A 15,134-nucleotide genomic window follows, 5' to 3' on the forward strand; every position below is an offset into this window, starting at 1 on the left:
GGCCTTGTCGCCACGGGCGCAGATGCGTACCGGTTCGCCATGACTTTTTTGGCCGATTTTGTCTTCGATTTTTATCGCACGCTGCGCTTTGCGACGCGACTTCCGCTGCCCGAACTGGCGCGCGAGGTCGAAGACCCGATTGTCAGTGCGGACCGTTTTGCGCCGGCCTTTGCGACAAGCGGTGTAGTCGTCGGCGGCCTGGGCGGTCTGATCGCGATTCTGGCTGTGACCGTTGGCGTAACGCCCCTGCTTGCCGCCCTAATCGCAACGACGGCTATGGTCCTGGTGACAGGCGCATTGCACGAGGATGGTTTGGCCGATTGCGCGGACGGGTTTGGTGGCGGCCGCGACCGGGACCGCAAGCTGGAAATCATGCGCGACTCCGCGATCGGCACTTATGGGGTGCTTGCGCTGATCTTGAGTGTTGGCGCGCGCGTGGCGGCCCTTGCGGCGATTGTGGCGGCAAGTCCAGCGCTGGGATTGGCAGCACTCATTGCCAGCCAAACCACTAGCCGGTCCGCGAGCATGTGGGTCGCAAGCCGGTTGCCCCATGCGCGCCCCGACGGGGCGGCGGCACGGCTTGGCAGGCCGTCCGGTCAGGCGGCTGGGCTCTCGCTCGGCTTGGGACTGGCGGTATCGCTGATGGCGCTGACGGTTGCCGCAGGTCCGCGAGCGGGCGTTTGGATGCTCCTTACCGCGATCCTTGGCGTCGGCCTGGTCACGGCGCTCGTTATGCGCGCCACCAAACGCCATATCGGTGGTCAGACGGGCGACGTTTTGGGGGCGAACCAACAGCTTTCTGACCTTGCGGCACTCCTAATCTTTTCTATATCACTTCCGGTGATAGTTTAGCGGATGCTAATCCGCCCACCGCAGTTGATTATCGAGTTCCCATGGCGACGCCCCCCGCTCAGCAAAGCTCAACGCTTTCACCCTGTGTCCAGATCTGCCGGATCGACCCGCTCTTGGACCTGTGCCTTGGATGCGGACGCACCATGGATGAGATCGGCCGTTGGTCGAAGCTGACCGATCCGCAGCGCCTGCAGGTCATGGCGCTACTGCCTGATCGTATGAAGCATTTGAAAACGCAGCGCCGCGCCGCCGGCATCGACGATCACGACGGAGGCCAATGATGCCCGTTTATGGTTGGGTCGCGGCTGGAATCCTGATCACCGGTCTTGTTGTTTTGCTCATTGGCGGCAACAGCGGCACGTTGCTTGGTGTGGAGCCAGGACAGCTTGCCGCGGTGACCGCAATGCTGGCCTTGTTGGTCTACCTTGGTGGCGGCGTCTTCACCCGCGGCCAACCGGTCGCGCCGCTCTTGCGCGCCCTCCTGCTTTGGGGCGGGTTGTTGGTTTTGCTGCTGGTCGGCTACTGGCTCTTTCAGGGCTTCACTGGCTAGTACCCTAGCAGTGCTGCGATAAAGCGCGCGGCGACCACCACCAGGAAGATGCCAAACGATATCTCCAGCGTGCGCTTGGGCAGCGCGTGGGCAATCTTCACGCCTATCGGCGCTGTCAGCACCGTTAGCGGCAGCAACAGGGCCACGCCGATCAGCGAGACGAAGCCGAGCGAGAATGGCGGCACAACATCCATTTGTGGCCAACCGGCATAGATGTAGCCGAAGGTTGCCGGGATAGAGATCAAGACGCCGACGCCGGACGAAGTCGCGATCGAGTTGAGGATCGGCCGCGCATAAAGCGTCTGGACCATATTCGCCATGACGCCGCCACCAATGCCCATGAGCGAGGACAGAAGCCCAATCACCCAGCCGATGACGCGCATTGGCCAAGGTCCCGGCAGGTCATTGCCAAGCTTCCAGCTTTCTTTGCCGAACAGCAGTTTGATGGCATTGAGCGTGGAGACGACCGCAAAGACCAAGAGAAACACCCATGGCTCAGCGACGCGGGCGATCAAAGCGCCAACGATTACGCCGAGCAGAATGGGTATTGCCCACACCTTCAAGACGTCCATGTCGACTGCGCCACGCGCTTTGTGGCCACGGAAAGACCGGATCGAAGTCGGAATGATCACCGCAAGTGAGGTGCCGATGGCCAGCGGGGCGCGAACGGCCTCGTCAACGCCGGCAAAGCCAAACACTTCGAACAAGACCGGTACCATGACCGCGCCGCCACCAACGCCAAAAAGGCCAGACAGCACGCCGGTCACGGCGCCAGCGATCAGAAGCGCAGCGGCAAGAAAGAGCGCTTGATCCATGGGAATGGCGGCAAAGGCATCCATCGGCTTGGCAAGCCTTTCTCAAAGAGCATGTTGGGCAGGATGGGACGGACCGTAACAATCCGTCATCCGGGGAGGACAGGACGCCTCCCTACGCCGCGACTGCGCCTGAGGCAAGCATTGGGCCCGTCCTGATTGGCAGGGTTACTACGGCTTGTGGCCACCACCATCGCCATGCTTTGTGCTGAGCAATGCAGAGCGACACCCCTCCTGCCATCCGGTTGGCAGACTACACCCCGCCACCCTTTCTGATTGACCATGTGGACCTGACAGTTCGCCTTGACGGCCCGGCTACTCGCGCCGAGGCGACGTATCACGTTCGCCCCAACCCAGCGGTTGATCACCAGATGGCCCATGCCCGGCTGGTGCTCCATGCCGATGCGCTGGGTCCGGTGGAGGTCAAGGTCAACAGCGCCCAGATCGAACCGGATCAGACGGCAACTGAGGTGGCCTTCGTGCTGTCGGCTCGCGAGGGAAGCCGCGTCGAGATCGCAACCACCTTGGACCCGGCCACCAACACCGCGCTGAGCGGCCTTTACCTCACCAACAATGTCTACTGCACCCAGTGCGAGGCGGAGGGCTTCCGCCGTATCGTGCCGTTTCTCGACCGCCCCGATGTGTTGGCCACCTATACCGTGACCCTTGAGGCCGACAAAGAAGCCTGCCCGGTGCTGCTTTCGAATGGCAATCCTGGCGAAGCGAAGGATCTGGCGGACGGGTGGCACAGCATCACTTGGCACGACCCGCACCCCAAGCCGTCTTACCTCTTCGCCCTCGTTGGCGGAAAGCTAGACGCCGTGCGCGATCAGTTCACGACGCGAGACGGGCGCGATGTCGCGCTTGCGATATATGTGGAACCTGGCAAGGCCGACCGGGCCGCGTTCGCTATGCAAGCCCTGAAACGATCGATGACGTGGGATGAGGAACGTTTCGGCAGGCTTTACGATCTCGACGTCTTCAACATTGTTGCCGTCTCCGATTTCAATCTCGGCGCGATGGAGAACAAAGGTCTCAATATATTCAACGACAAGTACATTCTTGCCTCACCTGAAACGGCGACGGACGAGGATTACGAGCGCATCGACGCGATAATCGCCCATGAATATTTCCACAATTGGTCGGGCAATCGAGTCACCTGTCGCGACTGGTTTCAGCTCTGCCTGAAAGAAGGGCTGACGGTGTTCCGCGATCAGGAATACACCAGCGACATCTACGATCGCACCATCAAGCGCATCCGCGATGTGCGCGATCTATGGGCACATCAGTTTCCCGAGGATGGTGGGCCGCTGGCCCATGCCGTGCGGCCCGACACCTATCGCGAGATCAACAATTTCTACACGGCAACGGTCTACGAAAAGGGCGCGGAGATCGTTCGCATGGTCGCGTCATGGCTCGGGCCAGACCGTTTTCGTGCCGCCATGGATCGGTATTTTGCGACCTATGACGGCCAAGCGGTACGGCTAGAAGACTTTCTGGTTGCCATGGAGGCCGAAGCCGGTGACCTCGGCGCGTGGCCGGACTTTTTAAACTGGTACACGCAGGCCGGTACTCCGAAGGTCGATGTGTCCTGGGAGATTGACCCAAGCTCGGCCACTGCCGAACTGCGCTTCACCCAAGCAACAGCGCCGACGCCCGGTCAGGCCACCAAAATCCCGCTTCCCATCCCCTGCCGGCTGGCCCTTGTCAATGACGCCGGCGAGGACCTTGCGCTGGACCCCGATCAGGTCGCCGTAACCGGTGGGCGCTTGGTCGGCGATCAGTTCCTGCTCGAAGAGACCGAAGGTCACGTGCGGATGGGTGGTCTGCCATCAGGCACCGTCCGGCCATCGCTTTTCCGCGATTATTCGGCGCCGGTGCTGCACACCGTTGAAGGGCTAGACGAGAGCGACCGGCTGTTCCTCGCTGGCAAGGACAGCAATGCCTTCAGCAGTTGGGCGCACCTTCAGTCGCTCTACAGCGATGCCCTGCAGCGCCGTTACCACCGACTTGGCGTTGGTGAACCCGTCGGCGACGACGCGGCCCTGTTCGAGGCCATGGTCACCAAGGCGTTGAGCGTGCCCATCCGCGAGGGTTCCGGGCAAGCAACACGCGCGGCGGCCATCACCCTGCCCTCCGCGCAAGACCTTGCCCGCACGATCGGAAAATCCATTGATCCGGATCGTGTGGTGGCCGCGCGCAAAGGGTTTTCGCGTGACTTTTGCGCCGCGTACGGCGCCTCATTGCTGACCGCTTTGCAGGATGCGGGTCTGGAGGATGATGGCGATATCGCACCGGAGGCTGCCGCCCGGCGCGCCTTGAAGATCGCGATTCTTCATCACATCGCGCAATGTGATCGTCCGGACGTTGATGGGCTTCTCACTGATGTGCTTGCTGCGGCTCGCGGGATGACCATGCGCATCAGAATTCTAGGTATGATGCTGCAGCGGAGCAGCGCTCTGGCTGGGCCGGCTCTTGCCGCCTTTGACAACGAGTTTCACGACGACCCGCTCACCATGGACAAATGGTTCGCGGTTCAGGCGATGACGGGAACGGCCGACTCGCTTGTCGCATTAGAAGACCATCGTTCTTATGATCGCGAGAACCCCAATCGCGTACGTAGCCTGCTCGGTGCCTTCGCAAGCGCCAATCTGGCCGCCTTCCATGCCGCTGATGGGTCCGGCTACCGGTTGATGGCAGATCGTATTGGCGCGTTGGACGCCCTCAACCCGCAACTTGCCGCGCGCCTTGCCGCAGCGTTTCGCACCTGGCGCACCATTGAAGACAGCCGCCAGGGTCACGCCCGCGCAGCCCTAGCCAGCCTGCAAGAAAGGGCGAACATCTCACCCGACCTTTCCGACATCGTGCAGCGTACCCTCGACGGATAACGTGCCACCACCCCAGGATTCTTCATCCAGAGAGAAGAGTCGGTCACGATTCGCAACTGGAAACAAAGGTTTGGCGCCAGTTCGTCGGCCGGGCGTTAAAACTTCGGTAATTTTTTCCGGTCAGCGCGCCACGGACTCTAGACAAGCTGATTCGCAACGATTCAAATCGAAGTGATTCGGAAGTCAGTCGCGTTCCGGCGTAAAAAATTTTCTTTGAAGGCGAATAAGCATGGCGCGAGCGACAACACTCGCGGCAAACGGCAGTTCTTTGCCCTTTGCCGGAGAACCCCCAGGGGCGGATCCTTCCAGCGCACTTCAATCACCCATCGCCAGACGCTCCGCTTTTCGCCCTTTGGAAACAACGCCAGCGTCCCTTGCAACCACCCTGCCCGCGAACGCCGAAGCCTCGCCTCTTACTCTGCGTTTGCGGCATCTAACGTCGCTTCTCATCATCACCTTTTTGATCGTTCTTTTCCTTGTGCGCATCAGTGCGCTTTGGACCGAGCGAACCGAGCGTTTCACGCAGTTGCAGAACATGCTCGACACCCAGGCACTGGTGATCGCGCAGGTCGCGGCCAATGTTGGCAATCTTGAAGAGGCAACGGTCCAAAGCGCAACCAACCTCGCCGTTCAAGCGATCCACAATGGCACTGGCACGCCGTTGGAAGCGCGCCTTCAACTCGGCGAAGAAACGCTGTCGATGCCGTTCCCAGCAGGCGTTGACTTCGCCTCGGCGTCGCTCAACGATGATAACGTGCAAAAGCTGCTCTACGCGCGGGCCGAGGCCCAAGGCGCGCAAGGCAGCGCACAAGCCTCCATCCTCCTCGACCCCGAACCCATCCAGGCAGCTTGGCTGCGTGAACTCGTCGATGAGATGGCCCTGCTTGGCGGGATCAGCCTCGTCATCCTCATTCTTGGCTACTCCTTCATCTGGCAGAGCGACCGGACCGTCACCGCCACTGAGCGCTTCACGACGGCGCATTTGCGTCTGGAAACCGCACTCAATCGCGGGCGCAGCGGTCTTTGGGATTGGGACCTGGAGACCGGCCAGATCGATTGGTCGAATTCCATGTTCAACATGCTTGGCTACGCGCCGAGCGGTGATGTCCTGTCGATCGACGATCTGGATGCCATCCTGCACCCGAGCAATACCGATCTGGCGTTGAAAGCCCGCGCGCTACGCAAAGCCCGCAAAGGCCAACTGGAAGCAACCGTGCGCCTGCTGCATGCCAACGGGCAGTGGCGCTGGATCCATCTGCATGCCGAAGTCATCCGTCTACCTGGCGCCAAACTCCGCCTCATCGGTGCCGCTAACGACATCACCGAGCGTCGACGTTTCGAACGCAAGACGACCGAGGCCAACCGCCATCTACGCGAATCCATCGAGGCCGTCTCCGATGCGTTCGCGCTGTGGGACAGTAAAGGCACACTGGTCGCCAGCAACGACGGCTTCAACCGTTTCAATGCCCTGTCGCGCAGCGGCGATCTGCGCGACAATGACGGCAACACGCTTTGCCCCTTTGATCTTGAGCTTTGTGCGGCGCATCTCCTCAGCAATGAAACCAACGAAGACGGTCTGCCGATCGAAAAACCACTGATCTGCGGGTTGCCGGATGATCGCTGGTTCCAAGTCACGGTGCGCAGCACGTATGACGGCGGGTTCGCTTTCCTTGGAAGTGACATCACGGCGCTGAAAGAAAAAGAGCAGGCGCTGGTTGATTCCGAAACCCGGCTCATCGGCGCCATCGGTGACCTCACCCGATCACGCCGCGATATGGCTGCGCTTGCCGAACGCTACAATGAAGAGAAGAAGCGTGCTGAAGCGGCCAGCCGGGCCAAATCGGAGTTCTTGGCCAATATGAGCCACGAGCTACGCACGCCGCTCAATGCCATCATCGGCTTTTCAGAACTCATGCGGTCTGAAATGCTCGGTCCGCTGGGCAGCCGAACCTATTCCGGCTACGCCAAGGACATCCACACCAGCGGCCAGTTCCTGCTCGGTGTGATTTCCGACGTGCTCGACATGGCCAAACTCGATACCGATCGGGTTACCATCTCGCCACGCCGGGAAAATCTCGCGACAGCCGTCCATGAGTGCATCCGCATGGTGCAACTGGACGCGGACACGGCCAATGTAACCATCACCACCGATCTAGGTGAGAACCTGATGGCCGTTTGCGATCCAAACGCCATCCGACAGGTGTTGCTCAACCTGCTCAACAATGCGGTCAAGTTTACGCCCAGCGGTGGCAAGATCGTCGTGCGGACCCGCTGCAAGGGCGACAAGCTTTTTCTCAGCGTGCGCGACACCGGCATCGGTATTCCCCGCGACAAGCTGGACAAGGTTACCGAGCCTTTCGAACAGGTGCACAGCGCTATGACCCGACCGCGCGAGGGATCGGGTCTCGGTCTTGCGATCTCTCGCAAGCTGATCGATCTGCACAATGGGTCGCTGCGAATCAATTCGCGCGAGCATGTGGGGACGTTGGTGGGGATTTCGCTGCCGGTGAACCCAACGAGCGGATCGCCAGACGGCAAAACGATCGATTTGGACGTGGAAGAGAGCCGGCTGGACCAAGCCTTTGACGCGGCGCAGCCGGTGAGCCTGGCTTCGCTTGGCCGGCGCGGTAACCGCCCAGCGCCAATCCACGGCGCACAAGGCGCCGTGGAACCAAATTTGCAGCGAAAGTCCGCTTAGAGCGACTGCTCAATCACGCCACCATCGGCATCGGGAGCGACGCGACCACGACGTCCGTCACGGTCATCGCGATCGCCACCGCGGAAACCGCGGCGCAGTTCGCGCGGCTCCAAGCTGCCATCATCATCGCGGTCCATGCGAGCAAATCGCGCTTCGCTGGCAGCCGTCATCTCTTCCAAAGACAGAGCCCCGTCTTCATTGGTGTCGATACGCGCCAGGCGTTCGGCTGCGCGGTCTTCGGCGCGCTGTTGGCGCTGGGCGACCATCTCGGCTGGCGTCACCAGGCCATCGCCGTCAGCGTCCATCGCCGTGAATCGCTCGGTGGCACCGGCCTGGAACTCCTCCAGTGAGATCATCCGATCACCATTGGTGTCGGCGCGGGCGAACCGTTCGCCGGCGCGGAAGCTGGCAGCGCCACGCTCACGCTCATGCGCGCCGGAGCGGTTGTCATCGGCCATCGCGCTCACCGTCAGGCCGGTGGCGAGCATCGTGCCGGCGAGCGCGAGCACGGAGAGTTTTTTGAAATTGGTCATTGGTCTTTTCCTTCGAGAATGTCGCCCCCGAGGGATGAACACGAACGCTCTTCGTCCGTGGCAGCAAACAGGCGGTTGAACCGAGATCGGATGTCGGCCTGTGTGTGCTCAAGATGCGTCTTGACGGTCTCCACGCTTGGCAAATCGCAAGCTTGGGTGACCAGTCGACGCAAACTGGGTGCGGCAGACTCTGGATCGAACACGCCGTCCAGACAAAGCCGCAGAATTTGGGAAAGGGTGCTGTAAAGCCGGTGTGCTTCGGACAAGGCCGCGCCATCATCAGCGTTGAGAAGATTGGCATCTTGCAAGGCTTGAAGCGCCTCAGCCGTCGAGGTTCGCAAGATATCCGGATGGTCCTTGGCGTGGCAGAGCTGCATCCCCTGGGCAATGAACTCCACATCGATGATGCCACCCGGCGCGGTTTTCAGATCGAAGACGCTCTTCGGCGGCTTTTCCCGGTCGAGCAAGGCGCGCATATCGGCAACGTCGACGCGCACCTTGTCGGTGTCGAACGGTGCAGTGAGCACACGCTTGATGGCATCATGGATGGCGGCGCAGCCTTGTTCATCGCGGCCAAAAGCGCGGGCGCGCGTCAGCGCCATATGTTCCCAGGTGCGCGCCGAACTGGTCTGGTAGCGCTCAAACGCCGTCAGGTTGGTGGCCAACGGACCGGCTTTGCCGGAAGGGCGCAAGCGCATATCAAGCTCATACAGCACACCCTCGGCCGTCGGCGCGCTGAGCGCGGCGATCAGCCTTTGGGTCACGCGGGTGTAATATTGCGACGGTGCCACCGGGCGCGGCCCGTCGCTTTCGGCCTGCCCATTAGGCAGATCGTAGATCAGCAGCAGATCAAGGTCGGAGGATGCCGTCAGTTCGCGGCTGCCAAGCTTACCCATGCCAAGCACGCTGAGGCAGGCACCTTCGAAAACTCCATGCTTTTCGCGCACATCCTCCACTGCCAAATCGAGCAGTGCGAGCACCGTCTCTTCGGCCAAGTCCGTGTAGGCGGCGGAGGCTTCGGCGGCGGTCAGCGTCTGCGACAGCAAACGTACGCCGATCAAGAAGTGCTGCTCCTGACCGACGATGCGGCTGGCGTTGAGTTTGGCCTCGTAGGAGGGCGCCTCGCCCATCGCCCGTTCCAGGTCGGCGCGGATGGAATCGCGGCTTGGCAAGGAGCCGAAAAAGCGTGGATCAAGCAGGGCATCGAACAGCCTTGGACGGTGCGCCAGAGCGTCGGCGAGCTTCGGCGCGGTGCCCATAATGCGCGCGAGCAGGCCCATGATCGCCGGATTGCTTTCCAGCATAGAAAAAAACTGCAAACCCGCCGGCAAGCCGTGCAAGAAACCGTCAAGCGAACGCAGCGCCGCTTCGGGTCGGTCGGTCTGGCCAAAGGTGCGCAGGAGATCGGGGCCGAGGGCGCGCAAACGTTCGCGCGCAGCGCTGGTCGCCGTTGCGTTCATGCGGCCACGCATCCATCCTTGCAGAAGCCGGTGAACATTGTCGGGCTGCTCATAGCCTAGCGCAACAAAGTGGCGCGCGAGCTTTTCGGTGAGTTCAGCCTCGAACGGGTCGAAGCTCGTGGCCTCGTCGGGTTCATCGGGGAAGAGAGCCTGAAACTGCCCGTGGACCTCTTCAAAGGTTGCGCGGACGTCCTCGTCAAACGTCTTTAACTCCTGGCCCATCAGTGCGGCGACATGGGCCCGGTCATCGTCGTCCTGCGGCAAACGATGGGTCTGCTCGTCGCGCAGCATCTGAATGCAGTGCTCGACGTCACGCAGTTGGTCGTAGGCCGTACACAAGGTGTCGGCAGCGTGTTGCTCAATCCATTGCAGATCAGCCAGGCCTTGGAGCGCCTCTTTGGTGCGGATCATGCGCAGGGCGGGATTGCGACCACCGGCAATCAGCTGCTGTGTCTGAGCAAAAAACTCGATTTCGCGGATGCCGCCACGGCCAAGTTTTACGTCATGACCAGGCACGGTGATCGCGCCAAAACCTTTATGGGTGTTGATGCGGCGTTTGATCGAGCGGATGGCGTCGATGGCGGCGTAATCAAGATGGCGGCGCCAAATGAACGGCTTGATGGCCTTCATGAACCGAGCGCCCAAGGCCTGGTCGCCAGCGACGCAGCGCGCCTTGATCATGGCCGCGCGTTCCCAGGTGCGGCCTTGCGCTTCGTAATAGTTGAGCGCGCCATCAATCGAGAGGGCCAGCGGCGTCGAAGACGGGTCGGGCCGCAGGCGCAGATCGGTGCGGAACACATAGCCATCACCGGTGCGTTCCTGGAGCAATCTGACGAGCCTGCGCGTGACGCGGACTGCAAACGGTCCGGCTTCAATGCGATCAGAGGTTTGAGCCTCAAGAACCGCAGGATCGAACAAGATGATCAGATCGATATCGCTGGAATAGTTCAGCTCACCACCGCCCAGTTTACCCATGCCGAGAACGCAATAGCCTTCCATTTTGTCAGGCGTGCCGAGCCAGCGATCCCCCCTGCCCTCCAGGACAAAGGATGCGCGCACGGCTTGTTCGATGGCGGCGTCGGCAAAATCGGAAAGCGCTTGGGTTGTCTGATCCACAGAGGACTGGCCCAATCGGTCGGCGAGCGCGATGGCGAGCGATGCGCGTTGTTTGGCCAGACGCAGCGCCGTCATGATTGCCGCTTCGTCCTCCAGTGGCTCAGCCTGAAGCGTCGCAATAGCACCAGCGACCGCATCACCCATCGCGGGCAAGGACGAAGCTTCGAGCTCTGTCGTGCCGTACACCTTTTCCGCCAGCTCTTGCAGATGGGGCGAGGCATTGAAGATAGCGTTGAGTGTGGCGGTCATGACGGGACCTCCGACGCCCCAAGTGGCAAGGTCAGCGTCGCTTTCAGGCCAGGCTCGGCATCGCCGAGTTCGAGGGTGCCGTCGTGAAAGGCCGCCACTGCCTCAACCAGCGCGAGGCCGAGGCCCGAGCCGTCGGCGGTACGGCTCTTGTCGAGGCGGACAAATCGGTCTTTCACCCGGTCACGGTCCCCATTTGGGATGCCCGGTCCATTGTCGGTGACGGTCAGTTGCGCGTTGGCGCCAACCTTGGCCAGCGTAAGTTCGATGCGCCCGCCCTCGCCCGCACCATATTTCAAGGCGTTGTCGACCAGGTTCGCTGCGGCCAGACCCACCAGCTCGCGGTTGACGTTTGCCATGACGGCCAGCGGCGCAGGTTTGAATGTCAATGTGACGCCCTGATCCTCGGCCACAGGTTCATACAGCTCCATGACGTCGGTCAGGACCTGACCAAGATCGACCTGGCCCAGCGTGTGACGCCGCCCACCGGCCTCGACTCGTGCGATGGTGAGCAGTGCCTGGAACGTCGCCATAAGCCGTTCGGCCTCGCTCAGCGCATTTTCCAGCGCCGCACGATCGGTGGCGTTGTCGGGCGGTTGACGCAGGGCATCTTCCATCTGGTTGCGCATGCGGGTCAGCGGTGTGCGCAGGTCGTGGGCGATGTTATCGGAGACTTCTTTCAGCCCATTCATCAGGCGTTCCAGACGAGCGAGCATCACGTTGAGCTGTTCGGCCAAACGATCAAACTCATCGCCGGTGCCCGTGACCGCGATGCGTTCCGATAGATGGCCATCCATGATCCGCGCGGTGGATTGGGAGATGCCGTCCAGGCGCTTCAGCACACGCTTGTTGACGTAGAACCAGCCGAGCGCAGCCAGCACGGCGAGCAGCACAAGCGAGACGATGGCCGCGCGGCCAATGGCTTGGCGGATCACGTCGGACTGGCCGATATCAAGGCCGATCAGAGCGCGAAACCCATCCGGTAGTTCAATGATGCGCACGATGGCGCGGCTGTCGCGCTCCTGCCCATCGGGGCCGATCTGTTTGTAAGCAAACCGCGCCAGGCCCGTCTGATCCCAAACGCCATCGGGCAGGCTGCCAACCGAATTCACGACCTCGAGCCCATCAGGCGTCAGCAACGCATAGAGCCGGTTGCCGGGGCGCTGGGCGCTATCCTGCATGGCAGCAAACAAGCCATTGATCCCGGCGCGCTGGTAATGCTGACCCAGACGGCGGGCGTCGCCCGTCAGGCGCTGGTCGACGTCGCGGATCAGCACCGAGGATGTCTCGAACACCAGATAGCCAATCAATCCGCCGGCGAAGAGGCCGAAGACAACCAGATAGCCGGCAGCCAGCTTGAAGGCGGTGGTGCGGAAAGGCCTAAGCCGTGTCGCGGAGGACATAGCCCGCCCCTCTCACGGTCTGGATCAGCGGTTTATCCTGGCCCTTATCGATCTTTGAGCGCAGGCGGGATATGTGCACGTCGATGACGTTGGTCTGCGGGTCGAAATGATAATCCCAGACCTTTTCCAGAAGCATGGTGCGGGTTACGACCTGACCGGCGTTTTTCATCAAGAACTCAAGCAGACGAAACTCGCGCGGCTGAAGCGGGATGTCCTCGCCACCGCGTTTGACGGTGTGCGACAGACGGTCCAGCTCCAGATCGCCGACCTGATAGGTGGTCTGGGCCTCGCCGGGCGTGGTCCGGCGTGCGAGAACTTCGGCGCGCGCCAAAAGCTCGGAAAAAGCATAGGGTTTGGGCAGATAATCATCGCCACCGGCGCGCAGACCGGCCACGCGGTCGTCCACCTCGCCGAGGGCGGAAAGGATGAGCGCTGGCGTTTGGCGGCCCTGTTCGCGCAAGGCGGCAATGATCGATAAGCCGTCGCGCTTGGGCAGCATGCGGTCCACGACCATCACATCGAAATCATCGGACAGCGCATACTCAAGGCCAGTGTCGCCGTCAGCGGCGTAGCTCGGTGCGTGGCCCGCTTCGCGAAAGCCTTTGACGATGAAGGCGGCGGCCTCGACATCGTCTTCGATAATGAGAACCTTCATGATCGAGCCTTTCGCGTTTTGAGGATGGGAGGGTAGCGCGATTCTGGCCTGGCGCCAGACTCAAGCGCATGAGAAGAAGGGTGCGCATGACGGTTCACTCGGCGGAGCTAGAGGGTTCCTCTAAGTGTCCGCCATGCGCGACTGGTACCCCGGCGGGGGCGACAGGCTGAAGCCGGGGTGCCAGCATGGGTGTTAGGGCGTTAGCCGCGGTCGGTTGGCAGGGCCACGAAGCGCGAGGCTCCGTTCTCGCCTTCCACACGCACCAGGGCGGACGCCTGGCCGTTGCGGGCGGCTTCGCGTAGTCCGGAGGTGAGATCGCGCATGCTGCTCACCGGCTGGCCGGCAACCTCAACGATGACGTCGCCTTCGCGCAGATCGCGCTCGGCAGCCACACCGTTGGGATCCAGGTCGGTGACGGCGAGGCCATCGACATCAAGCCCAAGCGAGGAGGCAGGCGCCACCGTCATGCCGAGCTGATCGACAATGCTTGGCTGCGAGCGATCAAGGTCCGGCTGGCGGAACTGGCTGGCCAATTCACGTTCGGACGGCAGCGTGCCAAGGCGCACATCGACGGTTTGCTCGCGGCCATCGCGCCAAACCAGGATTTCCACCGTTTCATTCGGATCGAACGCACCGATGATGCGGGCAAGCTCCGTCGGGCCCTCTACGGTCACGTCGTTGACCGACAGGATGGTGTCGCCGGACCGCAAGCCTGCATCTTCAGCTGGGGATCCCGACGCGGCCGATACGATGATCGCACCTTCGGTGGACTCGCGGCCAATGCCTTCGGCGAGTTCCGGTGTGAGCGATTGGATGTTCACACCCAGCCAACCACGGGCCACGGCGCCGTTTTCGATGAGATCACCGATCACATCGGCGGTCACCGTCGACGGCACAGCAAAGGCAATGCCGACATTGCCGCCCGATGGTGAGAAGATGGCGGTGTTCACCCCGACCACTTCGCCGCGCATGTTGAAGGTTGGACCGCCGGAGTTACCCCGGTTGATGGCCGCATCGATCTGCAGGAACTCATCATACGGGCCAGGCTGGATATCGCGGCCTTGCTGCGAGACGATGCCCGACGTAACCGACCCACCAAGGCCAAACGGGTTACCGATGGCGAGCACGATTTCGCCGATGCGCGGCTGCTCTTCGGCCAGGCGCACATAGGTGAAGTCATTGCCCTCGACTTTCAGCAGCGCCAGATCGGTGCGGCTGTCGGTGCCGAGCACTTCCGCGTCGAGAATGTCGCCATTGTCCATGACGATCTGGACGGTGCCCGCCCCCTCGATCACATGGTTGTTGGTGACCAGATAGCCGTCCTCAGAAATGAAGAAGCCGGAGCCCTGACCGCCGCCACGGCGTGGGTTGCGCGGACCTTCTCCACCACCTGGACCGCGGCGGAAAAACTCCTCAGCTTCCGGCCCGAAGCGACGGAAAAAACGGTCGAACGGCGTGCCATCCGGCAGACGGTCAATGTCCCGGTTGGAGGTTTCCACCGGCTGCGGGGCTTCCACGCGTACAGCCACCACCGCGGGCATGACGGCTTCGACCAGATCTTCAAAGCCGGTCGGGGCAACGAAAGTGTCAGGCACGACAGCTTCAGCGGCGCGGGCCTGTTGCACGGTGCTCACGACGGCCGTGCCAGCGAGCGGGACCAAAAGGCCAAGGCCGAGAATGGTGGAGAGTGCCAGCGTGGTTTTGCGGTTCAGCAACCGGGCGCGGCGCGGTGCTGCGCTTGTCGGCTTCGCCTCGCCTTCGGTCTGGAAAACGCCGTTCGAGTGATGATTTGGATCGGTCATGTCGCCAATGTTCCTTTTTGCCAGTCATTGTCGCACCGTCTGACCGGTGCGTGGGCCGATATGGCCCCCAGCGATGACTGGCAAAATGGTGTCGCGCGCCTTACCGCACCATGTCGGTC

Annotated in this window: 11 protein-coding genes; 5 read left to right on the forward strand and 6 right to left on the reverse strand. The window is 61.8% G+C overall.

The genetic code is table 11. From position 1 onward, the window contains the following. Nucleotides 1–39: 39 nt before the first annotated feature. From JJ917_07500 to JJ917_07510, 3 genes are read left to right on the forward strand one after another with little or no spacing between them, the layout of a single operon-like run. Nucleotides 40–852: an adenosylcobinamide-GDP ribazoletransferase gene (locus JJ917_07500; protein ID MBO6698656.1), complete on the forward strand. Its 813-nt coding sequence runs from the start codon at nt 40–42 to the stop codon at nt 850–852. Nucleotides 853–893: 41 nt separating this feature from the next. Next, nucleotides 894–1,133, forward strand: a complete 240-nt coding sequence (locus JJ917_07505; GenBank protein ID MBO6698657.1) for a DUF1289 domain-containing protein — start codon at nt 894–896, stop codon at nt 1,131–1,133. Further along, nucleotides 1,133–1,402 (forward strand): hypothetical protein, encoded by a 270-nt coding sequence (locus JJ917_07510; GenBank protein ID MBO6698658.1) that lies wholly within the window; start codon nt 1,133–1,135, stop codon nt 1,400–1,402. Before JJ917_07505 ends, JJ917_07510 begins: the two co-directional genes overlap by 1 nt. Here JJ917_07510 and JJ917_07515 read toward each other — a convergent pair. After that, a complete protein-coding gene (locus tag JJ917_07515) occupies nt 1,399–2,241 on the reverse strand; it encodes a sulfite exporter TauE/SafE family protein (protein ID MBO6698659.1) in 843 nt (280 codons plus the stop codon). The two genes, JJ917_07510 and JJ917_07515, sit on opposite strands and share 4 nt — an antisense overlap. 188 nt (nt 2,242–2,429) lie before the next feature. On the opposite strand from JJ917_07515, the gene pepN reads away from it, so the two are divergent. Together pepN and JJ917_07525 are read left to right on the forward strand one after the other, a co-directional pair. Then, nucleotides 2,430–5,102 (forward strand): aminopeptidase N, encoded by a 2,673-nt coding sequence (gene pepN, locus JJ917_07520; protein ID MBO6698660.1) that lies wholly within the window; start codon nt 2,430–2,432, stop codon nt 5,100–5,102. A 229-nt stretch (nt 5,103–5,331) separates the two neighbouring features. Then, nucleotides 5,332–7,800 carry a PAS domain-containing protein gene (locus JJ917_07525; protein MBO6698661.1) on the forward strand — a complete coding sequence of 823 codons (2,469 nt, stop codon included), beginning with the start codon at nt 5,332–5,334 and terminating at the stop codon, nt 7,798–7,800. Here JJ917_07525 and JJ917_07530 read toward each other — a convergent pair. The 5 genes from JJ917_07530 to JJ917_07550 form a co-directional block, all read right to left on the reverse strand. Further along, entirely contained in the window at nt 7,797–8,333 is a 537-nt protein-coding gene (locus tag JJ917_07530) for a hypothetical protein (GenBank protein ID MBO6698662.1), read from the reverse strand. The two genes, JJ917_07525 and JJ917_07530, sit on opposite strands and share 4 nt — an antisense overlap. Then, complete coding sequence (locus JJ917_07535) at nt 8,330–11,158, reverse strand: bifunctional [glutamine synthetase] adenylyltransferase/[glutamine synthetase]-adenylyl-L-tyrosine phosphorylase (protein ID MBO6698663.1); 2,829 nt, start codon at nt 11,156–11,158, stop codon at nt 8,330–8,332. Before JJ917_07535 ends, JJ917_07530 begins: the two co-directional genes overlap by 4 nt. Next, on the reverse strand, nt 11,155–12,558 hold the full coding sequence (locus JJ917_07540) for a HAMP domain-containing histidine kinase (GenBank protein ID MBO6698664.1): 1,404 nt from the start codon (nt 12,556–12,558) through the stop codon (nt 11,155–11,157). Before JJ917_07540 ends, JJ917_07535 begins: the two co-directional genes overlap by 4 nt. Further along, nucleotides 12,536–13,213 (reverse strand): response regulator transcription factor, encoded by a 678-nt coding sequence (locus JJ917_07545; protein MBO6698665.1) that lies wholly within the window; start codon nt 13,211–13,213, stop codon nt 12,536–12,538. Before JJ917_07545 ends, JJ917_07540 begins: the two co-directional genes overlap by 23 nt. A gap of 200 nt (nt 13,214–13,413) precedes the next feature. Beyond that, nucleotides 13,414–15,015 carry a trypsin-like peptidase domain-containing protein gene (locus tag JJ917_07550; GenBank protein MBO6698666.1) on the reverse strand — a complete coding sequence of 534 codons (1,602 nt, stop codon included), beginning with the start codon at nt 15,013–15,015 and terminating at the stop codon, nt 13,414–13,416. Nucleotides 15,016–15,134: the final 119 nt, after the last annotated feature.

This window comes from Hyphomicrobiales bacterium (assembly GCA_017642935.1).
Taxonomy (GTDB): domain Bacteria; phylum Pseudomonadota; class Alphaproteobacteria; order Rhizobiales; family MH13; genus MH13.

Bases quoted from the DNA above. Each gene is read 5' to 3' on its own strand.
- JJ917_07500 (MBO6698656.1), top strand. From the start codon at position 40: ATGACTTTTTTGGCCGATTTTGTCTTCGATTTTTATCGCACGCTGCGC.
- JJ917_07505 (MBO6698657.1), top strand. From the start codon at position 894: ATGGCGACGCCCCCCGCTCAGCAAAGCTCAACGCTTTCACCCTGTGTC.
- JJ917_07510 (MBO6698658.1), top strand. From the start codon at position 1,133: ATGCCCGTTTATGGTTGGGTCGCGGCTGGAATCCTGATCACCGGTCTT.
- JJ917_07515 (MBO6698659.1), bottom strand. From the start codon at position 2,241: ATGGATGCCTTTGCCGCCATTCCCATGGATCAAGCGCTCTTTCTTGCC.
- pepN (MBO6698660.1), top strand. From the start codon at position 2,430: ATGCAGAGCGACACCCCTCCTGCCATCCGGTTGGCAGACTACACCCCG.
- JJ917_07525 (MBO6698661.1), top strand. From the start codon at position 5,332: ATGGCGCGAGCGACAACACTCGCGGCAAACGGCAGTTCTTTGCCCTTT.
- JJ917_07530 (MBO6698662.1), bottom strand. From the start codon at position 8,333: ATGACCAATTTCAAAAAACTCTCCGTGCTCGCGCTCGCCGGCACGATG.
- JJ917_07535 (MBO6698663.1), bottom strand. From the start codon at position 11,158: ATGACCGCCACACTCAACGCTATCTTCAATGCCTCGCCCCATCTGCAA.
- JJ917_07540 (MBO6698664.1), bottom strand. From the start codon at position 12,558: ATGTCCTCCGCGACACGGCTTAGGCCTTTCCGCACCACCGCCTTCAAG.
- JJ917_07545 (MBO6698665.1), bottom strand. From the start codon at position 13,213: ATGAAGGTTCTCATTATCGAAGACGATGTCGAGGCCGCCGCCTTCATC.
- JJ917_07550 (MBO6698666.1), bottom strand. From the start codon at position 15,015: ATGACCGATCCAAATCATCACTCGAACGGCGTTTTCCAGACCGAAGGC.